We start from the raw sequence: 20948 nt of genomic DNA, 5'->3' as shown, positions 1-20948 counted from the left end.
AAAGCTTAATATGGAAATAGACCGTCGGAAAAGCTATTTTTCATGCGTAACGAACTGACCAACCGCCGATTACCTAAGGTTCCAATTGAGCGACGGTGTATTGCTTTTGCGATTGATTTTCTAATTATTTGGCTGTTTAGCTTGCCCTTTGGAGCAAATACTCCGGGTATCCCGATTGCACAAATCTTGGTTTTCATTATCGCATGGCTAGCTGGGCGAGTGCTTCTGGTTGCGCGAAATCAGGGACAGAGTGTGGGACGCTGGGCTTTGGATATGAAAGTCGTCGATCCTAAATACCGCAAAACTCCTGGGCTTTTTGAGTTATGCAAGCGCGAAGGGATTCTGGGATTCGCTGCTGTTTTGGCGATGGTGGGACTGACCATTGGAGTATCGAACGGGGTCTCTTTGCTGCTGCTGATCAGCCCTCTAGCGGTGGATTGCGGGGTGGCTTTTGCAGATGCTGAGTGGCAACAAGCTTTTCACGATCGCGTTGGGCGAACTTGTATCGTGCAGACGCGCCGAGGTTATTCTTTAGATATCCGCGTCAAAAAATTACTTGCTCAAGTGACTCGTCGTATGAAATAATATTGGTTTGTGTTTAATTTTGTCCTCTTGAATTTTGTAGAAATAGCATTATGGCAAGTAAGAAGGGGGCGCGCCTGATTGTGACGTTGGAATGCACCGACTGTCGCACCAACATCGCCAAGCGATCGCCGGGTGTTTCCCGATACACAACCACCAAGAACCGCCGGAACACGACGGCGCGGATTGAACTGAAAAAGTTTTGCACCCACTGCAACCAACATACCGTCCACAAAGAAATTAAGTAATCATCAGTCCTGAGTCATTAGTTTTTGATTAATGACCAATGACTGCTGAGTGCTGAGTGCTGACAATTAACAACGAATCACCAACGATGACTTACTTCCGTCGCCGCCTTTCCCCAATTAAACCAGACGAACCCATCGACTACAAAGATGTCGATTTGTTGCGGAAATTTATTACAGAGCGGGGTAAAATACTGCCTCGCCGAATTACAGGTTTAACAGCAAAGCAACAACGAGATTTAACCGTAGCAATTAAGCGGGCACGCCTTTTGGCTCTGTTGCCCTTTATTAACCCTGAAGGTTAACTCAATTTTGGATTGGGGATGGGTGGATTTTGGACTTAGATCGAAAATCTACAATTTACAATCGCCACGCCGCTAAACTGGTAGATAGATGGGCTGTCCAATGAATGCTACTGCGTAAGCCAAAAACTTGTGGAGAAAGGAACGTTAATTGAGTTTCGGCTGCATGGAGAGCGGCGTCTTGCTGTTGCAGAACGTCAAGAAGGCAAAACGCACTGGATTGTGGTAGACGAGAAAGGTCAATCCCACACCATCCATCCCCGACAAATGACCTATAAGATTGCAGGTGAAAGCTATAAACCTGCACAAATTTCCAGCTTCCTCCAAGAGGTACAGCCCTATCTGGACCCAACTGGCTTGGAGGTAGCATGGGAATTATTGGTAGAGGATGGAACGAGCGTTACAGATGTGGAAATGGCGTCAGTGCTGTTTTCTGACAAAAGTGCCCCCCTATGTTACGCAGCGTACTATTTGCTATCTGAAGATAGACTTTATTTCAAGCAAAAAGGCGATCGCTACGAGCCGCGTCCTGCTACTCAGGTAGCAGAACTAAAACATCAGATAGAAGTCGAAAAAGAACGGCTCTTGCGGCGGCAAGAATTTGTAGAGCGCGTGCAAAAGGCGCTGGCTGGCGAACAGGTAGAGTGGGAACGCCGCGAACGTCAACGCCTGGAAGCCATTGAAAAATATGCGGCTCTGTTGACAGATGTCGTTCGTGCTGGACTCAATCAAGAATCTCTGAATCGCGCCTATCCCCCTCCAGCACCTGTTTTGGAAACAATGAGCGAGCTTGGACGCCCTGGAACTCCCCAAGCTGCGTTTCAACTGCTGGTGGATTTGGGATTGTGGAGTCCTCACGAAAATCTATATCTGCGGCGCAGTCAGATCCCCGTTCACTTTCCAGACAAGGTGATAGAAGTGGCTAAGCAGTATGCTGAGTTCGCGCCGAACGATTCGGATGAGCACCGATTAGATCTGACTCATTTGAAGGTGTACACGATTGATGATGAAAGTACAAAGGAAATAGACGATGGATTGAGTATGGAAACCCTCGCCGATGGGCGTCAGCGGCTTTGGATACACATTGCCGACCCCTCGCGCTTGGTTTCCCCAGGAGATGAATTAGACTTAGAAGCTAGACGGCGTACCACAACGTTGTATTTACCGACGGGGATGATTCCGATGTTCCCGCCGAGTTTGGCAACCGGGCCGATGAGCTTAGTGCAAGGAAAAATTTGTTGGGCGCTGAGCTTTGGCGTGCTTTTGGATGAAAAAGGTGCCGTAGAGGACTATTGCATAAGTGCCAGCTTAATTAAGCCGACCTATCGCCTGACTTACGACGATGTGGATGAGATGCTGCAACTGGGTATCCAGGCAGAACCAGAGATAACAGCGATCGCTTCTTGGGCGAAACGTCGCCAATCATGGCGGCAGTCCCAAGGATCGATTAACATCCATATGCCAGAGGCGATGATTAAAGTCAATGGTGATGAAATCATCATTGAAATTTTGGAAGACTCACCCGCACGGCAATTGGTGGCAGAGATGATGATTCTCACGGGTGAAGTGGCTGCCCATTACGGCAAAACTCACAATATTCCTCTGCCCTTTCGCAGTCAACCCCAACCCGAACTTCCCTCAGAAGAGGAACTATTGCAGCTGCCCGCAGGACCTGTGAGATTTTGTGCAATGCGGGGATGTATGCCTCGTAGCGAAATGAGCCTCACGCCGGGACGACACGCCGGTTTGGGGCTAGAAACCTACGCTCAGGTAACATCTCCAATCCGCCGCTACAGCGACTTGCTGGCGCATTTCCAAATAAAGGCGCATTTACGCGGCGAACCCACGCCATTCTCAGCGCAAGAGTTACAAGAAGTTATGCTGGGTATCGGCACCGCCTCCCAAGAAGCAAGGTTAGTAGAACGCCAGACAAATCGTTATTGGGGGTTAGAGTACCTGCGGCGTCATGGCGATCAGGTTTGGCAAGCGCTGATGCTGCGATGGTTGCGAGAAGATGACCGATTAGGATTAATTTTGTTAGAAGATTTGGGATTAGAGTTGGCGATGCGGTTCACCCACTCAGTGGCACTTGGCGATCGCTTAGAAGTCCGAGTCAGCCATGCCGATCCCCGGCAAGATGTCATTCAGTTCCGCCAGCTTATCGATCAGGAAGCTCAGCCAGCGGGCACGTAAAAAAATAGTGCAAAGGATTGATTCGACAGGACTGAGTGAGAAAATAGTGCTGAGGACTACCTCAAGAGGAAGAAACAGAAAATAGATTTCACGTTTCCCCTGATGTTTATTTTTTACCTCAACGATCGGTCTTCAGCTTTCAGTCCTCAGTCCTTTCCAGCGGGGCGAGAAAAGACAAGCTATGAATAACATTCGCAAAACTATCGCCATTGTCGGAATCACCACAGTAATTGGTGGAATTCCTACTGCTGTCTACGCTCAGTTGCCGCCCAGCCAGTTACTGAGTGCTGCTGATAATAATAAGGCAACGATGAGCGCGGTTGATTTATACAACCGGGGCGTTGATAAACTAGACGCCGGTGATTATGAGGGGGCGATCGCAGACTTTGACGAAGCGATCCGTCTTGCTCCCCAGGATGCAGAGTCTTATTACAACCGGGGGTATGCCCGTCACATCCTCGGAGCTTATCAGCAAGCGATCGCAGATTACACTGAGGCGATTCGGATTAATCCTGAGTACGGAAATGCTTACGGCAACCGGGGATATTCCTACTATCTTCTCGAAAATTATCAACAAGCGATCGCTGATTCTACAGAGGCGATCCGACTCAATCCCAAAGATGCAAGTGTCTATATTAACCGAGGCAATGCTCGCGACGATCTAGGAGAAACTCAAGCCGCAATTGCCGATTTTAACCAAGCTTTACAAATCGACCCCAAGAATGCCAGAGCTTATTACAATCGGGGTTTAGCTTACAACCGGCTAGGACAACATGCCAAAGCGCTTGACGATTATACTCAGACGGTAAATTTAGATTCTAAATTTGCTGAAGCCTATTACAACCGCGCAATCACCTACTTACGATTGAATAATCGTCAAGCCGCAGTTGCAGATTTTAAGAAATCCGCAGACCTTTTCAAGTCCCAAGGAAGAACAGAAAGTTACCAAGACGCCCTAGAAGCGACAAAAAACCTTCAACGGTAAACCTATGTTCAATTCAAAGTAGAAGGCAAAAGACAAAAAAACGAAATTCTGTTTCTTTTTACGTTTAACTTTTTACTTTTGCCTTATTTCACCCGTTCCTGAAAAGTATCAGGTGGGTGCTTAGCCTACATTGGATGCCGAAATAGCAACAAATATTAAGCTGCTAAGCAAAGCGATCGCGCCAATTCCCATGAAGAGATAGTTGCGCTTTTGATCCTGGGTTGGCGGTTCTGCTTTGTAAACTTTTGGTTCTACTGCAAAATTGTTCAAACGTCCGCCGTCTTCGGTTGTATATCGCATGAATGATATCCTTATCTAGGATTTATTTTGTAAATAATTGTAACAAAGAATCGGGTCAATGTACTCTATCTTTTGCATGAATTATTTACACTACTTCCACCAGAGGAGAGAATCTTGGTACCGACTAAGTGCAGGGGTGCCAAGGAGAGGTTGAACTTACATTCTCCTCAGCCCCTTTAGCCTTTAACTGGTAATCGTGCCAGTCAGGGGAGAACTGGGGTTGGCGTAGACTTTTACAGGGATTCGTCCGGCTTGATAGGCGAGACGCCCAGCCTCAACACCCAGAGCCATTGCGCGACCCATCGCGGCTGGATTTTTTGCCCCAGCGATCGCACTATTGATCAACACGGCATCAGCCCCCATCTCCATTGCCTGCGCTGCCTCACTGGGCGTAGCCAGTCCGGCATCCACCACCACCGGCACCCCAGCATTCTCAATAATGATTTCAATATTCGCTGCATTCTTGATGCCCTGTCCGGAACCAATCGGAGAACCCAAAGGCATCACCGTCGCACAGCCAACCTCTTCCAATCGTTTAGCCAGTAACGGGTCAGCATTGATATAAGGCAGAACCGCAAAGCCTTCCTTCACCAGTTGCTCTGCCGCTCCCAAAGTGCCAATTGGGTCGGGCAGGAGATACTTTAAGTCAGGAATCACCTCTAACTTGACAAAGTTATTGTCTTCTTGACCCAAAAGTTTTGCCATCTCCCGCCCCAGACGCGCCACTCGAATCGCCTCTTCAGCGGTTTTGCAGCCAGCAGTGTTGGGTAGCATCCAGATTTTTGTCCAATCCAGCGCTTCAGCCAGCCCTTCATGTCCGGGCGCTTTTGTTTGTACCCGGCGCACCGCCACTGTCACAATTTCGCAACCGCTAGCAGCAATACTTTGCTGCATTTCTTCGATGCTGCGATACTTGCCGGTACCAGTCATCAGGCGAGAGCGAAAAGTCCGACCCGCAATAATTAAAGGATCGGATGGCAGGGTTTCCAAGGAATGATTCATCTGTAGGGACGAGCCTTGAATTCTCCCGGATTCAGAAGGATGGCTTATTTGAAGCATTTTGGGGGTTGCATTGATGGGTTTAGATCCAGCGTAGAACCTGGAGTAGTGAAAATGGTCTAACAGGGGATCGGACTTTTGCTCCCAAATCAGGTCTGCCACTAAGGAAGCCGTCACGGGTGCCAGCAAAATTCCGTTGCGGTAATGACCCGTTGCCAGCGTTAAATTCTCGCAGGCGCTAGAACCGAGAATCGGCAACTCATCGGGTGTCGCCGGTCGAAATCCCCACCAAAATTCTTGGACGGGAAAGTTCTGCAAGGCGGGATAAAGCCGAATCGCGCTTTCCAGTAAGGTTCTGATTCCGGCTGGAGTGTTATGGGGTGTGAATCCCACATCCTCGCTAGTGGCTCCCACGATCAGTTGTCCATTCCGACGCGGCACGATGTAGATTTCCTCACCAAACAGCACCCGCTTGAGAGGCAATCCCTCCTGGCTGCCACCAGGCACTTGCACGGACAACATTTGACCCTTTTTCGGGCTGACCGGAATTGGCAATAATTCATTTGACCAAGCCCCGGTGGCTAAGACATAGTGTTGAGCGCGAAAATCCCCAGATGCTGTTCTGACGCAGTTGATTCTCCGGTTCTGTTGCTGGAGGGCTTCAGCTGCCACGCCTTCACGGATATCTACACCTAATTCCCTCACTGCCACCCGCAAGGCTTGAACTAAAGCCCGATTGTCTACTTGACCATCTTCGGGATACCACCAACCACCAACAACATCTGAACCCAGTCCGGGTTGAATTTGATGGATTGCATCTTTATCTAACCAATGTGCTGAGGAGTGAGGACTGAGGGCTGAGGACTGAGGACTGAGATAAACGGGTGCCAAGATGCCACTAGGCCAGTAGCCGATAGATACCCCTGCGATCGCTTCCAGTTTGCTTGCCCAGTCCGGATACAAATCCCGACTCCGCCGACATAAATCCAGCATTGCGCCCGTCGGAATCCCTTCTGCTTGGGGTGCTAGCATTCCAGCAGCAGCATGAGCCGCTGCGGAGTTGAAGTCGCGGCACAAGACGGTGACGGTTGCCCCCCGTAAGCGAAGTTCGAGGGCGATCGCTAAGCCAATCGCACCGCCGCCGATGATGAGAATGTCAGTTTCTGTATTCATATAGATATAGCCGCTTTCACTTAAATCCGACTCTAAGGCTTTCCATAAATCAACGCATACGCCTTAGAAAAAATGGCGTCCTAATTTAAGCCTAGTCAAGAAGCGTTGCCAATGAGCGGTAGCGATCGCTTTAGTCTTGGTCATGGCGACGGATTGCTTCGGAACACCAGGCGCTCCGCAAAACCATCCCTCCTCCCCTTTCGGTGATTGATGTTAGCCTCTTCCCGCCCCTCTGCGATCTTCTCCCTGACTGTGAACTCAACTCGGATTCCTAGAAAACAGTCTCTCAAAAATTAATAATTATTCATCAAAATCCCCACTTTACTTGCAGATGCCTCTGTGACCCTTTTAACTAGCCATCTGCTTCAGGCCGTGTAGCCGATTAGGCGAAGTCAATCCGAGTTATAGGTACAGTTTAAGACTTTCTCGACGAGCGCCGTTGTTCGCAGAGTCCTAAATAGCCTCAAATTATCGGTTTCACGTTGTAGCGTGAGCGTCTTCTCTTCGCCCCGAGCTTTTTGTCTTTTGTTCCACATTATTAATTAGGAGAGTACAAAACCTCTTAAAAATTTAAATTGCAGCTTTATAAGCATTTTTAGGAAACGGAAAACATTAAAAACTTATCTATCTTCTCAATAATCGCGATTAGTACCTAATCCATTCCTCCATCCCCTTTATTTTCTGCGGCAGTTGGACAATAATGCAGTTCATACCCAGATAAAAAGCAATCTACGGCTGGCTTTCTTCGGCAGCGACTTTATTCATGCCCTGCCTAACACCAAAGACAACCATCCTGGTTTGAAATGAAACTATAGGAGACGAAGCGCGTGAAACTGTCAGTATACGGAAAAGGCGGAATCGGCAAATCCACAACCAGCTGCAATATCTCTGTGGCTCTAGCCAAGCGCGGCAAGAAAGTCCTGCAAATTGGCTGTGACCCCAAGCACGACAGCACCTTCACCCTGACCGGCTTCCTGATTCCCACAATTATCGACACGCTTCAAGAAAAGGACTACCACTACGAAGATGTCTGGGCTGAAGATGTCATCTACAAAGGCTATGGCGGCGTTGATTGCGTAGAAGCAGGGGGTCCCCCAGCTGGTGCCGGTTGCGGCGGTTACGTGGTAGGCGAAACCGTGAAGTTACTCAAGGAACTGAACGCCTTCGATGAGTACGATATCATTCTGTTTGACGTACTCGGTGACGTGGTATGCGGTGGCTTTGCAGCTCCCCTCAACTATTCGGACTACTGCTTGATTGTCACTGACAATGGCTTTGACGCCTTGTTTGCAGCCAACCGGATTGCCGCTTCTGTCCGTGAAAAAGCTCGGACTCACCCCCTGCGTCTCGCCGGATTGATTGGCAACCGCACTGCTAAGCGCGACCTGATCGAGAAATACATTTCTGCGGTACCGATGCCAGTGCTGGAAGTGTTGCCGCTGATTGAAGACATTCGCGTTTCCCGTGTTAAGGGCAAAACTCTGTTTGAAATGGCAGAGACTGACCCCTCGCTCAACTACGTCTGCGATTACTACCTCAACATTGCCGACCAAATTCTGGCGCGTCCAGAGGGTGTTGTGCCGAACGATGCTCCAGACCGCGAGTTGTTCTCCTTGCTGTCTGATTTCTACCTCAATCCCACCAAGCCAGAGGTGAAGACTGAAGAACAAGAGCTAGATATGATGATGGTTTAGGGAGCTAAGGATGGAGAATGGATCAATGCTTTTAGTGTCAATCTTGACGTGCGTATTGTTATGCACCATTCTCCAAACCAAATTATTTTCACCAGCATCAGCATCAAGCCCAACTGTGAACACCGAGCAGCTATGTCCTGAGCAGCTACGTCCTGAGCAACTACGTCCTGAGCAGCTACGGGAATCGGTCAGAGCCAAATGGCTAGACTACTATCGAAAAAATCACCACTGGCTCAATCGTCTGCAAGTCTGGGTGACATCTGAAGGACAAAGACGCCCTACCTCCAGCTTCATTTTGGCGACGCTATCGACTCTAGACCCGCAATTTAATGAGATGCTTCCCCTGATTGTGGACCTCAATGCAGACCCCGACCGAATTGTGGCGAGCTTTGGGCTAGACTTCGATCCCGACGATGAGCTAGAGGCAATACCGGCGGCTCCCGACGATGAGCTAGAGGCACTATCGGCTGAAAAAACAGATACAGAGGAAGTCAGAATGCTACCTCCGGCTGCTGTCAATGTTGCTCAATCAGCCAGTCGTATCGCTGCTAAGGTGGATGAATCTTGCGAGGGAGTTTATAAAAAGCATCGCTTTCCTTGGCAGCGCTAAAAGTTAACCCAGTATTGGCAGGATGAGCTAACAGAAAGTATGACTTTTTTTGAAAACTTTACATCTGCTTTGAAGCAGAAGTGGTTGGAATATTTTCAAACGAATCGTTCCTGGATCGCTACTGCAAATGAAGGTTAAGGATGCAGAGATTGTCGCTCTAATCCCAGATCCTGAGTAATTTGTCAATAGTTATGAGTCATTAAGTCAAAATTTCTTTGTCTCTGGAATGACTAATAACTAATTACCTTTTGACTAACAATCAATTAAAAATTTGAGAGGAACCCTTTACTATGACCCTTGCTAATACAGAACCGGAAGCGCTTAATTTTGAGTGTGAAACTGGAAATTATCATACATTTTGTCCCATCAGCTGCGTAGCTTGGTTGTACCAAAAGATAGAAGATAGTTTCTTCTTAGTTATTGGCACAAAAACCTGTGGCTACTTCTTACAAAACGCGATGGGGGTGATGATTTTTGCAGAACCCCGCTACGCGATGGCTGAGTTGGAAGAAGGAGATATCTCCGCTCAGTTGAATGACTATGAAGAGTTGAAGCGGCTGTGTTTGCAAATTAAGCGCGATCGCAACCCCAGCGTCATTGTTTGGATTGGCACCTGCACCACCGAAATCATCAAAATGGATTTGGAAGGCTTGGCACCCAAGCTAGAATCCGAAATTGGCATCCCCATTGTGACGGCTCGTGCCAATGGTTTAGACTACGCCTTCACCCAAGGGGAAGACACCGTACTGGCGGCGATGGCTGCCCGTTGTCCCGATAAAGCGCCCGTGGTAGAAACTGAGAAGAAAGAAAGGAATGCGATCGCTTCTCTGCTCAACTTCGGCAAGAAAAAAGAAGATGTTGCCGCCGATGAATCGGAATATGTCAAGCATCCGCCACTGGTTCTCTTCGGTTCTCTCCCCGATCCAGTTGTTACCAATCTGACACTGGAACTGAAAAAGCAAGGCATTAAAGTTTCTGGTTGGTTACCATCCAAGCGTTACACCGAATTGCCAGTTTTAGAAGAAGGCTACTACGTCTCTGGCATGAACCCCTTTCTCAGCCGCACCGCCACTACGCTGATGCGTCGCCGCAAGTGCAAACTCATCGGCGCACCCTTCCCCATTGGTCCCGATGGCACCCGCGCCTGGATTGAGAAAATCTGCTCGGTGTTCGGGATTGAACCCAAAGGGCTAGATGAGCGGGAAGCTCAAATCTGGGAAAATCTGGAAGACTACGTCCAGTTGATTCGCGGCAAATCTGTCTTTTTCATGGGCGATAACTTGCTGGAAATCTCCCTAGCTCGTTTCCTGGTGCGCTGCGGCATGACTTGCCCAGAAATCGGCATCCCCTACATGGATAAGCGTTATCAAGCCGCTGAGTTGGCGCTGCTAGAAAAAACTTGCCACGAAATGGGTGTACCAACGCCTAGGATTGTGGAGAAGCCAGACAACTATAACCAAATTCAGCGTATTTACGAACTCAAGCCAGATTTGGTGATTACTGGTATGGCTCACGCCAACCCGTTAGAAGCACGGGGGATTAACACTAAATGGTCGGTTGAGTTCACTTTTGCTCAGATTCACGGCTTTACAAATGCTCGTGACATCCTGGAATTGGTGACTCGTCCGCTGCGCCGGAATAACAACCTTAAAGATTTGGGTTGGGATAAGTTAGTGAGGGAAGAAGCGAAGATTTAAGAACCTCATCCCTTGCCTCTCTCCGCTTTTAGCTGAGGGGTGTAAGAGATAATCAATAGTAGGAGCGATCTAGATGCGATCGCTCCTATTACTTTTCTCAGTAAAGTTAGGTCATCTTGATAGAAGGGTCGAATTGCGATCGCTTTTTTACCCAACTACAGAGGACGCGAAGGAAGAGAGGAAGCGATCGCAAACACAGGATAACTATATGAGTTCTTTAACTAATAACTACACCAAACTTCAGTAATATTCTGGGTAGGCAATCATCCAAATTCTTAATATGTTCATCCGATAATTCGATTAAGTTGAGCTGGTACTTCTGATATAGCTCCTGCTTAACTCGCTTACGTGCCGCATACTCTTGATCGTTGTCGTATCCCCAATACTCGATATACACTCTCCCTGATGGAAGATAAAAGTCACAGTACGCTTCTTCCTCAATGGGTAGTCGTCGTTCGTAAGCATGAACGATTCCCGAAACATACAACCAATTATCAATCAGAGCTTCAGCCTTTGATCGAACCCAATGCCCATCAGTGGTGCGATGCTGGGCGCTAGCCCGAAACTTCTCGCGAAACCCTTGTTCGCTGGTTGCTTCCTTGGTACTTGTTTCTAAACTATCACCATTGATACTTTGGATAGTCGTGAGGAACGCTTGATTCGTCAGAATCGACTCAGACCAGAGAACGTATAGCGTGCCGTCTTGCGAATAAGTTTTTTGCACCGCACCGAAGTTAATTCCTAACTTGGTAGCAACCCAGCCGTTCTGGTCTTTGCTCAACAATCCTAATTCAGCCAAAATGGGATTAACTTTGTGCTTGGGTATTGCCAGTTTCTCGCTGATGCTGGTAGCGGACAACAGCGATGGGGAAGACGATGGCTGAGGCTTCGGTTTAGGTCTTGGTGTGGGTGACGCTTGAGTGTTGTTAGCCTTCCAATGCTCATAACACAATTTATGACCTGGTTTAGAAACTTGTTTAGTACATCCTGGTTCAGTACAAATTTCCATTGATGAAAGTTCATTAAGCTTAGATACGGCATTGGCTAGCTTCATGAGCGATCGCTCTAAGTTCATATCAATATACACAGCTAAACTGCTGGGTATTTTAACAGCCCTCAAAGACGCTCCGATTCAGGAGTAATACTGAATTTCAACCTAATTGCATGGCACCATCAATAAATGCTTTCCAAGCTTTTGTTAGTTCTTCAGTTTTCAGTTGGTAGTTTGACTGTGCGAATTAGATGGGAAAAGGCATTTGTGTCAGAAGACGTACTGGCTTGAAGTGCTACAAAGCCTTCCGGAAGGGTTGTACAGTTACAAAACCCACTTTAGTTTTAGCTTGTCTGAGTTAGAGCGATCGCACTCCCCTTTTTTGCACTTGCGTAGCATTCAACCCCAGTTTAGTCAGAGGCAGCTAGAATTAAATGAAACTTTGGGCGATCGCTCAGGATCGTTCCCTGCACTAAAACGCGGTAGGAGAAAAAACTGTATGAAAACAAAATTATCTTTGGTTACGATCGCTTCTAGCACTGCGATCGCTAGTAGCATTTTGTTGGGTTCAGTCAGTTCCGCTCAACCCTGTTCGCTTAGGTCTACTTATTATCGAGAACGGTACGAGCAAGCGAGTTGGTTACGTTCTCCATTGGCAGCAGTCATTACATTACCTGGAATCGCCCTCGCAGCAGCACTCTATCTTGGCGGTCGTTCCTACCAGCGCTAGGCAAATTTGAACTGTACCGCAGGCATCTGGCATTGGGTTTTTCGGAGCAAAATTGCTTGAGAAACAAAAGACGCGATCGCTATCCTAGCTCCAACCCAAACCCCGATCGGAACAGCGTTAGAAGCAAGCGATCGCCCCAAGCCCTAACTAAAGACGGCTTTCTCTATGCCGTTGTCAGATAGCACGTTATACTGTGTCGTGTTATTCCTGCTCCACCTGACGCAGCGAGGCTGTCATGGGCGCTACTTTACGACAGATTGCCACGTATCTAGACAATCAAGGTTGGAAATATCATATTGACGAAGAAGCGTACCGGATTCTGACGGGTGTACAAGCTGAAAACGTAGACGAATTCTTGATTGTTGTCCAGCTGGATGAGGATGGGGAATTTTTCAAGGTATTTGCGCCCCAAGTTATATCTGGAGTTAAAGATCATCCTTACAAAGAAGCGATCCTCCAGACAATGCTGTGCATTTCCTGGGAAACCAAAATGCTGCAATGGGAATATGACCCAAACGATGGCGAAATTCGTGCCATCATTGAGTTTCCCTTAGAAGATTCAAGTCTTACCGAAAAACAATTCAACCGTTGTTTGTCAGGTTTAATTCAAATTATTGATAATGTAGCGATGCCTCGACTGAAAGAGGTGATGGAAACCGGCAAAGATCCAGGCGATCGAGAATTGGGAGAAAGGCTACTGCTTACCCTTCAAGAAGAAGCTCCTGGATTACTGCAAATGCTGGAGAGAGCGATGGAAGCGCGTAAGAAGCGGGGACTATTCCCATCTGAGTGAATCTGAATCCGGGCACGAAGATCGCTATACTCCAAAGTAATAACCTTACGATTGAAAAGCGAATTTCCTGGGGCTGGACGACTATGACATCCTATGCAACCTCTTCTGCTAGAGCTGAGATGAGCGAACTCCGGCGGTTAAAAACCTTACTGCCGCCAGAATTGCAAAGCTGGGTAACAGTCGAAGGAACGACTGAAGTGAATCCACCCCTGATCCGCTGTGAAGAAATTGGCAAGGATCAAATTGAGGTTCAAATTGATCTAGTGAAATGGGATCAGCTAGCACTCGATCAGCGGAATTTACTGTTTTGGCACGAAGTCGCCCGAATTCAAAACGACACCATCCCCAGAGATGGCTGGGAAATGGCAGCGCTTGCAATTGGTTTAGGCGGTGCTGTCGGCGAACTGTGGGTGCAGGATGGCTTGCTGTTGATATTAGCCTTGGCATTGTGTGGTGTCTCAGGCTGGAGATTGTATCAAAAAAATAGTGGAGAGAAGCAGGTAAAGGAGATGATTGAAGCGGATGAAAAAGCGATCGCGCTTGCCACCCGCTTTGGTTACTCCCTCCCCAACGCCTACAAAAGTTTGGGTAGCGCTTTGAAAGCTTTGCTAGAGCTAACCCCAAACAAAAGGCAACGGAGCAAATACGAAACGCGGCTTTCTGCCCTCAAGCGTAGTGCTGCCAAAGCCAAAGCTAAAGTCAAAGGCGCACGCGAGGACTCAGTATAAAGACTCTTCCGATGCGATCGCATCCAAATCTTCGTTACCAGGCGTAAGCTGAGTAACGAGATTGAGGAATTCTTCTGTTTTACATGAGTGCCTGTCTTTCCCCAAATTCGGGTGTACCAAAGCTACACCCGAATTTGGGCAATGTTTACATTGCCTTTTTATTGCCGCCGCTTAAGCAACAAACCGCCAAAACCCAGTAGCATTAATCCAGCCGTTGCCGCTGGTTCTGGCACTTTTTCCGGAGGTACAAACCCCTCTAACTCTGTAGCACTAGCTTTGAACGAGTAGAGGTAGCCTGGAAGTAATTTTTGTCCGGCGGGACAGCCGCTATCAATAGATACGAGAGTAAAGGCTGTACCATCTGTGCAAACATCCTGCTGACCAGCATTCCCCTGAGTCACACTAAAGTCGTTATCCGTGCCAAGGATAATTGCGTAGGAACCATCCGTTAGCTTAGGCCCGATTGTCAAACCTTCCAACTTCTCAGGGATTACTTGACCACTCGCCTTCAGCTGCGCTGCAACATCTAAAAACAGAGACTTGCTAACAGGTATTACGCCAGATGGTAAAGTATTTGTACCTATCAAGCTGATGTTGCTGACATCTGTGGCACCTGTGAGATCAATTTTGTAAACCCGCTTACTGGCGACTGGGGCTTTACTTAGAGGATCGGCTTCGCCCACGCCGCGATTATCGCGTTCCAGTACTAGGAACTCATTGTTATTAAGGGCGGTAATGGCGCTAATGCCAATATTACGACCTTGAGAATTCTGCCCAAAATCGTCATCAGTTCCGGGAATGCGATCGTTAATAGCGGCAAGACTTTCTAGCTGGTAAATATATTGGGCAACGCTATCACCTGTTGCCGTATTAAACTCCACAATTCTCAAGTTCTGGCTGCGTCGTCCATCGGGACTTCCCTCAGTTACGAGCGGGTCTTGCAGCATCGCATACAGTTTTTTACCGTCTGGGCTAAGAGTCACTCCCTCAAAGCCTCGGTTATCCTGGCGACCGCTAGTAAGGATTGGGCGACCATCGACATAGTTGGGAACACTTCCAGCTAGAGGAAGTATGTTGCTTGGAGTGGCAAAGGCCCGGATGAACGAACCAGTCGAAGTGAACTCGTAAACAGAGGGTCCATACTCGTCTGAAACGTAGAAGTTGCCGTTGGGTGCAACTGCAAAGCCTTCTGGATCGAAGCTAAGACCCAGAATTCCGGTATCGCCGTTGAGTAACTGGGGGTTCAACCCGTTGAAGTTCTCACCGTCCTTAGTAAATAAAATGGTCTTCAGCAGCTTAAAGTTGCTAATCGTCCCCGTGTTTGGGTCAACATCCAGCGAAAATTTCTGAACTCGGGTTTCGTAGGAAAGTACACCGCCTCCTGGACCGCGATCGCCCAAACCGTAGTACACATTCTCGTAGCGATCGTAATATAGATCCGAGAAAAAACCTAAGCGATTGATGTTAGCACCACCATTGCCGCCATTAGTCGGGAATAGATCCGTACTTTCCCCCGGAATCGCCAGAGTATTAACCAGGGAAGCTGCATAAGTAGAGGTGGTATTTGCCGTGATAGAGAGCGTAGAGAGCGCCAGCGAGCAACTAACCGTCCAAAGCCAATGCTTTGCTTTCATAATGTCTTAGCCTCAGAACGTTTACTATCACGAGCATCAGACGGTTACTTTAAAAGCTGGTTAAAGATAACTTTAAAGCGGTCTTCCACACAGTAATTTCACATAAGTATTCCGGTTCTTCATCAATTCTTTATTCAACTACACAAATTTACTAATCAGGATTCGTGGTTCCTGAGAATTCCTGATGAACCATGAACAATTCTAAAGTTGACCCAGCATTTTGTGAGTCTGTGGCACAACTCGCACTTGTTTGAGACTTCGCTTCATTAATGCCTGCCACTCCAAAACCTGCGCGGGGGTTGGGGCAAACACTGGCAGATGATGGGGCATTTGTAGGGGTGTTACTGGCTGTAAAAACACCGGGATAGCAGGGCTAACTGCTGCCACCAATTCAGATGCCTGTTCCAGCTCAGATGGCTCAGTTTGGCTAGAAATAATTAATTTGACAAAACTATCAACCCGTGAGTCATGGCAAAGCTGGAGAAATTCCCTGTGCGCTTCCCACCTTTGTTCTCCACTGACGCTAGGCAGCTTCATATCCATGCCTACAGAGTCCAGGAAGGGCAAAATCGGGGCTAGTTGTTCTGGACGATGACCGCCAGTTTCTAGGTAGAGTGGCAACCCTGTGGAGTGGCGCAAAACAGGCAGAAATTTAGCTAGGAAGGGAGCATGAAGCAGCGGTTCGCCACCCGTGAGGCTGATGCTGTCGTGCAAACCGGGTTGATTTTGCCGTTCAATCCATTCTAGTAACACCGAGCTAGACACTGGATTGGAGTGGGTTTCAAAATCTCTTTGCCCAGGTGTTCGCTCCACATTACACTTATCTGGCGCTAACCAGGTGTGGGCACTGTCGCAAAAATGGCAGCGCAGGTCGCAGATGGCAAAGCGGATAAATATTTGGCGGGTGCCTACATTCAGTCCTTCCCCTTGAATGGCGGAGAAGACTTCAATTAGCCGCGCAGTGGGATAGTCGGCAGTTTTAGGGGTCATTGTTGCTCTGACTTGAGATGCGACTGGTTCGCTCCGGACTGGGTTTACTCTAAGGGTTCTACTAATCCCATTATCTGCCTTGAATTCCTAGATTAACCACGCGGGAAGGATGCTTGGCTCTGCGCGTGCTGCCAACAACTGCCAACGGCGATCGCTCTTAGCAGGGGGTTTCCCAGTCAGCCTTCTCACCGCTTGATAATTCTGTCAATATTGATGATTCCGGTCGATCCCTGAGGATAACTCACGATAACTACAATTTTTAACCACCGCCAAGCTGTTTGCTCTTTGGTACCCTTAGAAGCAGTTTAAAAAATTCTTGGTACAATTCGCTATTTCAGTGCTACTATGGACACTCGATGAATTTGATTTAAGTAGAATTATATCAAAACAATAAAATAATTCTTTACAAAAACTTTTAATGAAGTTGAATTGACTAATCTCAAATATTTTTCAAAATATAAGATGGCACCTTAGCACTAGGTTTACATGGTTGGACCGATCCCCGATGCAGATTTTCGGATTACGTTCTTCAACGACACTCCTGTAGTCCAGCTACCCCCTCGCCTTACTGTTCTTGAGGCCGTGGCTTTTAAGAAAAGCTGTCAGCAATTCTTACAAGAGAGTGCCGATACCCAGCAATTAGTTTTTGATTTGAGTCAGACCACATTTATTGATAGCAGTGGTATTGGTGCGCTGGTCAGTAATGTAAAGCTAGCGCGGGAGAAACAAGTCGAATTAGTACTTCGGGGTGTCCATCCTCAAGTGATGGCAGTGTTAGCGATGACGGGGCTGGATCAAGTTTTAACGATCGAGCCGCCAAGCCAAAGCGCAACCACAACTCCTGGGAAAAAATCAGAAATTCAGCTACCAACGACTCATCCTTCCGTCCGCTCGTGGATTAAACGTGGTATTGATGTGGTGGGATCGCTGGTGGGTTTAGGGATTACGGCAATTTTGTTTATTCCCATCGTCATTGTGATTAAGCTCGACGATCCAGGCCCGATTTTTTTCAGTCAAATCCGTTGCGGTTGGATGGGAAGACGGTTTCAGGTGTGGAAATTCCGTTCGATGTGCGTAAACGCGGAAGCACTGAAAGACAAAATCGAGAATCAAGCCAGCGGTGCCTTTTTCAAGAATGAAAACGATCCGCGAGTAACACGGGTGGGTCGAATTTTACGGAAGACAAGCCTGGATGAACTGCCGCAGTTTTGGAATGTCCTGAAAGGGGAGATGAGTTTAGTCGGTACGAGACCCCCGACACCTGATGAAGTAGAACGATACGAAGTTCCGGAATGGCAGCGTTTAGATGTGAAACCAGGAATGACGGGTGAGTGGCAGGTGAATGGGCGATCGCAAGTACGCAATTTTGAAGATGTGATTCGCTTAGATTTGCGCTATCAGGAGAACTGGAGCCTGATTTACGACCTCAAGTTAATTGTTAAAACAATCCTAATTTTATTTCGCAAAAACAGTGGTGCTTATTAGGAAACCTCAATTACTTCTGTTAATGACAAAGGAACAACCAATAGCACAATCCCGCCTTCAGGTGGAGACGGATCTAAATGCTTTAACAGAAGTTTTGCAATGGTTTGAGCAACTTACTCTACCGCTACTGCCCTATGAATTATGGTGGCAGTCCCAGGTAGCCTTGACTGAAGGGTTTACGAACGTCATTCGCCACGCTCATTCTTCATTGCCCCCAACCACCCCAATACAGATTGAGGTGAAAGTCTATATTAGCTATCTGGAAATGCGGATTTGGGACTACGGAAAACCGTTTAACTTGCAAGCCAAGCTGCAATCAAAGTTGCAAGTGGTGGGTCAAAAGGATTTTGACCCCCTGGAGAATGAAGGAGGTCGCGGGTTGATATTTATGCAACAATTCACAGATGAACTCGATTACACGCGGATGCCTGACGAACGAAATTGCTTGCTGATGCGAAGAAAAATTCGCTAAAACTGGAGAGTATTCGCTTTCTCCTAGATGTGCTGCTGCTTCTGACAACTGGGAAGAAATCTCATCTACAAGCGCGATCGCACTTATAGACCGAGAAATAGACCGAGAAAAAGCCACATTATTCCTCAAAGAAGATGCGCGATTGTACCAACATACCGCAACCCCCGATTAGACTAGGTAAAAGCTTGGTGCTAAATATTTGGTAAGACCTAGATCATGCGGATATTGATTTACTCCTACAACTACCATCCCGAACCAATCGGCATTGCCCCCTTGATGACCGAACTAGCGGAAGGTTTGGTAGCACAAGGTCATCAAGTGCGAGTTGTCACTGCCATGCCAAACTATCCGCAACGGCGCATCTACGAGAAATATAAGGGGAAATTGTACCTAACAGAACTCGAAAATGGCGTAGCCATTCAGCGCAATTATGTCTGGATTCGCCCCAAACCGGGTTTGATAGATCGAATTCTATTGGATGCTAGCTTTGTCCTGATCAGCTTAGTCCATGCCCTCAAAGGCAGGCGACCAGATGTAATTTTGTTAACCGTACCGCCCCTGCCAGTTTCCGTTCCAGCCGCGCTCCTGGGATGGTTGCACCGCTGTCCGGTAGTCTTGAACCTCCAGGATATTTTGCCGGAAGCCGCAGTTCATACGGGGTTGCTTACCAACAAACGGATGATTGCCATCTTTGAAAAGCTGGAAAATTTTGCTTACCGAACAGCTACGAAGATTAGCGTCATTGCTGATGGATTTGTTGATAATTTAGTTGGTAAAGGAGTCCCAAAAAGTAAAATTAGGTTGATTCCTAACTGGGTTGATGTTAACTTTATACAACCTTTGCCTAAAGAAAATAATTATTTTCGAGCCGTTCACCAACTCGACGGCAAATTTGTGGTTCTGTATTCCGGTAACATTGGTCGCACCCAACCCTTAAAGACCCTGATCGATGCGGCGACTTGCCTGCGACATATTCCCGACATTGCTGTGGTGATTGTGGGAGAAGATAAAGCCTTACAAGACCTGGAGCTTTATTGTCAAAAAGTGGATGCGCCAAACGTTTTGCTACTGCCATTTCAACCCCGCGAAAAATTACCGGAACTACTGGCAGCGGCGGATGTAGGGTTGGTGATGCAAAAGGAAAACGTGATTTCCTTCAATATGCCTTCTAAAATTCAGGTGCTGCTAGCCAGCGGTCGGGCAATTTTGGCTTCTGTTCCTGCTAGTGGTACGGCAGCTAAAGCGGTGCAGCATAGCGGCGGCGGTGTCGTCGTTCCCCCAGAAAATCCTGAGGCTCTGGCAGCAGCAATTTTAGACTTATATAAAAACCCTGACAAAGGGGAAAGACTGGGTCAGCAAGGCAGACAATATGCTATCGAAAATTACTCCTTTAAGCACGCCTTGGAGCAGTATGAGAAGCTGTTTGATGAGGTTAGGCTTCATTGATCTAGAATGAAAGCAAAATGGTTGTCGGGTTGAAGTAGCGATCGCGCGATGCCTAGCGTTTATTATCCTGGGAACTAGCGATCGCCCAAAGCCTTAGGCTTTGCCCTTTGCTTCTGTCCCGATAGCCCTATGGAGTTCCTCGCCCAATGCGCGAACAGGTCTTAGCCTGGTTAGCAGATCGTGTCCCTGCCGCTCGAATCAAACATATATTAGGCGTCGAGCAGATGTCTATTGAGCTAGCGCTGCATTATCAACTCGACGAGAAAAAAGCAGGGACAGCGGGGTTGATGCACGATCTCGCAAAATACTTTAAGCCTTCGCTGCTGTTACAAATGGCACGAGAAGAAGGATTGGAATTAGACCCGGTGGATGAAGAAAATCCGCATTTATTGCACGCAGATGTTAGTGCAATTGTTGCTAGAGACAAATTTGGAATATTTGATGAAGAAATTTTGCAGGCAATCCAGGATCACACCTTAGGCAGACCAGGAATGAGTGAATTGAGTTGTATCGTGTTTTTGGCTGATACTCTGGAACCAGGCAGAGGTAACACTCCTGAGTTAGAAGCTTTAAGACAAGTTGCTTGGCAAAATCTCTACAAAGCTGTTTGGCTAACTTGCGATTATTCCCTGAAATATCTCCTCGAAACTCGTTGCTTAATTCACCCTCGAACGATCCGTAGCCGTAATTGGGCACTTCAAATCGCTAGCAAAAAGCAGCAACCTGAAGCTGAAAGGATGAAGGATAAATGAAATGAAAAGTTAAAAAAAGCCATAAAAAGCTGAGGCTCGAAACTTCAAAAATTAAAATAGAAACTTCAGCATCTCTCTAGTACAGTGCTGTGAGTTGAACCAACTTTGAAGGAATTTATAGGTGTTTTTGAACAAGGAAATCAGGAT

Annotated in this window: 21 protein-coding genes; 16 read left to right on the top strand and 5 right to left on the bottom strand. The window is 47.5% G+C overall.

Features of this window, described 5'->3' with window-relative positions:
- Window positions 1–42: 42 nt before the first annotated feature.
- The 5 genes from NDI44_RS04745 to NDI44_RS04725 all read left to right on the top strand — a co-directional run bounded on the left by NDI44_RS04745 (window position 43) and on the right by NDI44_RS04725 (window position 4307).
- Window positions 43–585 (top strand): RDD family protein, encoded by a 543-nt coding sequence (locus NDI44_RS04745; protein WP_190412571.1) that lies wholly within the window; start codon window positions 43–45, stop codon window positions 583–585.
- Window positions 586–635: 50 nt separating this feature from the next.
- The gene (gene rpmG / locus NDI44_RS04740; RefSeq protein WP_190412570.1) at window positions 636–830 is read left to right on the top strand and encodes a 50S ribosomal protein L33; all 195 of its coding nucleotides are present in this window, start codon (window positions 636–638) and stop codon (window positions 828–830) included.
- An 86-nt stretch (window positions 831–916) separates the two neighbouring features.
- Window positions 917–1132, top strand: coding sequence for a 30S ribosomal protein S18 (gene rpsR, locus NDI44_RS04735; protein ID WP_190412875.1), 216 nt, complete (start codon window positions 917–919; stop codon window positions 1130–1132).
- Between the two features lie 129 nt (window positions 1133–1261).
- Window positions 1262–3322: an RNB domain-containing ribonuclease gene (locus NDI44_RS04730; protein WP_190412569.1), complete on the top strand. Its 2061-nt coding sequence runs from the start codon at window positions 1262–1264 to the stop codon at window positions 3320–3322.
- Between the two features lie 181 nt (window positions 3323–3503).
- Entirely contained in the window at window positions 3504–4307 is an 804-nt protein-coding gene (locus NDI44_RS04725; RefSeq protein WP_190412568.1) for a tetratricopeptide repeat protein, read from the top strand.
- 120 nt (window positions 4308–4427) lie between these two features.
- Here the strand turns inward: NDI44_RS04725 and NDI44_RS04720 are convergent, their stop codons facing one another.
- Both NDI44_RS04720 and thiO read right to left on the bottom strand, forming a co-directional pair.
- Entirely contained in the window at window positions 4428–4607 is a 180-nt protein-coding gene (locus tag NDI44_RS04720) for a ssl1498 family light-harvesting-like protein (protein WP_190412567.1), read from the bottom strand.
- A gap of 183 nt (window positions 4608–4790) precedes the next feature.
- Complete coding sequence (gene thiO, locus NDI44_RS04715; RefSeq protein ID WP_190412566.1) at window positions 4791–6779, bottom strand: glycine oxidase ThiO; 1989 nt, start codon at window positions 6777–6779, stop codon at window positions 4791–4793.
- 827 nt (window positions 6780–7606) lie between these two features.
- On the opposite strand from thiO, the gene bchL reads away from it, so the two are divergent.
- The 3 genes from bchL to NDI44_RS04700 all read left to right on the top strand — a co-directional run bounded on the left by bchL (window position 7607) and on the right by NDI44_RS04700 (window position 10780).
- Window positions 7607–8473 (top strand): ferredoxin:protochlorophyllide reductase (ATP-dependent) iron-sulfur ATP-binding protein, encoded by an 867-nt coding sequence (bchL, locus tag NDI44_RS04710; protein WP_190412565.1) that lies wholly within the window; start codon window positions 7607–7609, stop codon window positions 8471–8473.
- A 25-nt stretch (window positions 8474–8498) separates the two neighbouring features.
- On the top strand, window positions 8499–9083 hold the full coding sequence (locus NDI44_RS04705; protein WP_190412564.1) for a DUF5331 domain-containing protein: 585 nt from the start codon (window positions 8499–8501) through the stop codon (window positions 9081–9083).
- Between the two features lie 290 nt (window positions 9084–9373).
- A complete protein-coding gene (locus tag NDI44_RS04700; protein WP_190412562.1) occupies window positions 9374–10780 on the top strand; it encodes a ferredoxin:protochlorophyllide reductase (ATP-dependent) subunit N in 1407 nt (468 codons plus the stop codon).
- A gap of 217 nt (window positions 10781–10997) precedes the next feature.
- Here the strand turns inward: NDI44_RS04700 and NDI44_RS04695 are convergent, their stop codons facing one another.
- Window positions 10998–11867 carry a hypothetical protein gene (locus NDI44_RS04695; protein ID WP_339380654.1) on the bottom strand — a complete coding sequence of 290 codons (870 nt, stop codon included), beginning with the start codon at window positions 11865–11867 and terminating at the stop codon, window positions 10998–11000.
- A gap of 403 nt (window positions 11868–12270) precedes the next feature.
- On the opposite strand from NDI44_RS04695, the gene NDI44_RS04690 reads away from it, so the two are divergent.
- The 4 genes from NDI44_RS04690 to NDI44_RS04675 all read left to right on the top strand — a co-directional run bounded on the left by NDI44_RS04690 (window position 12271) and on the right by NDI44_RS04675 (window position 14022).
- Window positions 12271–12501, top strand: coding sequence for a hypothetical protein (locus tag NDI44_RS04690; RefSeq protein ID WP_190412561.1), 231 nt, complete (start codon window positions 12271–12273; stop codon window positions 12499–12501).
- A gap of 56 nt (window positions 12502–12557) precedes the next feature.
- The gene (locus NDI44_RS04685; RefSeq protein ID WP_277877557.1) at window positions 12558–12683 is read left to right on the top strand and encodes a hypothetical protein; all 126 of its coding nucleotides are present in this window, start codon (window positions 12558–12560) and stop codon (window positions 12681–12683) included.
- Between the two features lie 53 nt (window positions 12684–12736).
- Window positions 12737–13294 carry a hypothetical protein gene (locus tag NDI44_RS04680; RefSeq protein ID WP_190412560.1) on the top strand — a complete coding sequence of 186 codons (558 nt, stop codon included), beginning with the start codon at window positions 12737–12739 and terminating at the stop codon, window positions 13292–13294.
- A gap of 83 nt (window positions 13295–13377) precedes the next feature.
- Window positions 13378–14022: a DUF3318 domain-containing protein gene (locus tag NDI44_RS04675; protein ID WP_190412559.1), complete on the top strand. Its 645-nt coding sequence runs from the start codon at window positions 13378–13380 to the stop codon at window positions 14020–14022.
- A 158-nt stretch (window positions 14023–14180) separates the two neighbouring features.
- On the opposite strand, the gene NDI44_RS04670 is transcribed toward NDI44_RS04675, so the two are convergent.
- Complete coding sequence (locus tag NDI44_RS04670; RefSeq protein WP_190412873.1) at window positions 14181–15659, bottom strand: esterase-like activity of phytase family protein; 1479 nt, start codon at window positions 15657–15659, stop codon at window positions 14181–14183.
- Between the two features lie 198 nt (window positions 15660–15857).
- On the bottom strand, window positions 15858–16646 hold the full coding sequence (locus NDI44_RS04665) for a 7-carboxy-7-deazaguanine synthase QueE (RefSeq protein WP_190412558.1): 789 nt from the start codon (window positions 16644–16646) through the stop codon (window positions 15858–15860).
- A gap of 486 nt (window positions 16647–17132) precedes the next feature.
- Here NDI44_RS04665 and NDI44_RS04660 point away from each other — a divergent pair, with 486 nt between their 5' ends.
- The 4 genes from NDI44_RS04660 to yqeK all read left to right on the top strand — a co-directional run bounded on the left by NDI44_RS04660 (window position 17133) and on the right by yqeK (window position 20801).
- On the top strand, window positions 17133–18131 hold the full coding sequence (locus NDI44_RS04660; RefSeq protein WP_190412557.1) for an anti-sigma factor antagonist: 999 nt from the start codon (window positions 17133–17135) through the stop codon (window positions 18129–18131).
- A 22-nt stretch (window positions 18132–18153) separates the two neighbouring features.
- The gene (locus NDI44_RS04655; protein ID WP_190412556.1) at window positions 18154–18603 is read left to right on the top strand and encodes an anti-sigma regulatory factor; all 450 of its coding nucleotides are present in this window, start codon (window positions 18154–18156) and stop codon (window positions 18601–18603) included.
- Window positions 18604–18819: 216 nt separating this feature from the next.
- A complete protein-coding gene (locus NDI44_RS04650; protein ID WP_190412555.1) occupies window positions 18820–20049 on the top strand; it encodes a glycosyltransferase family 4 protein in 1230 nt (409 codons plus the stop codon).
- A gap of 146 nt (window positions 20050–20195) precedes the next feature.
- Window positions 20196–20801, top strand: coding sequence for a bis(5'-nucleosyl)-tetraphosphatase (symmetrical) YqeK (gene yqeK / locus NDI44_RS04645; protein ID WP_190412554.1), 606 nt, complete (start codon window positions 20196–20198; stop codon window positions 20799–20801).
- The last annotated feature ends 147 nt before the right edge of the window (window positions 20802–20948 follow it).

This window comes from Trichocoleus sp. DQ-A3, assembly GCF_039961975.1.
GTDB lineage: Bacteria > Cyanobacteriota > Cyanobacteriia > Cyanobacteriales > FACHB-T130 > FACHB-T130.
The sequence above is the reverse complement of the archived record's forward strand: the minus strand, read 5'-3'. Positions and strand labels throughout refer to the sequence as shown.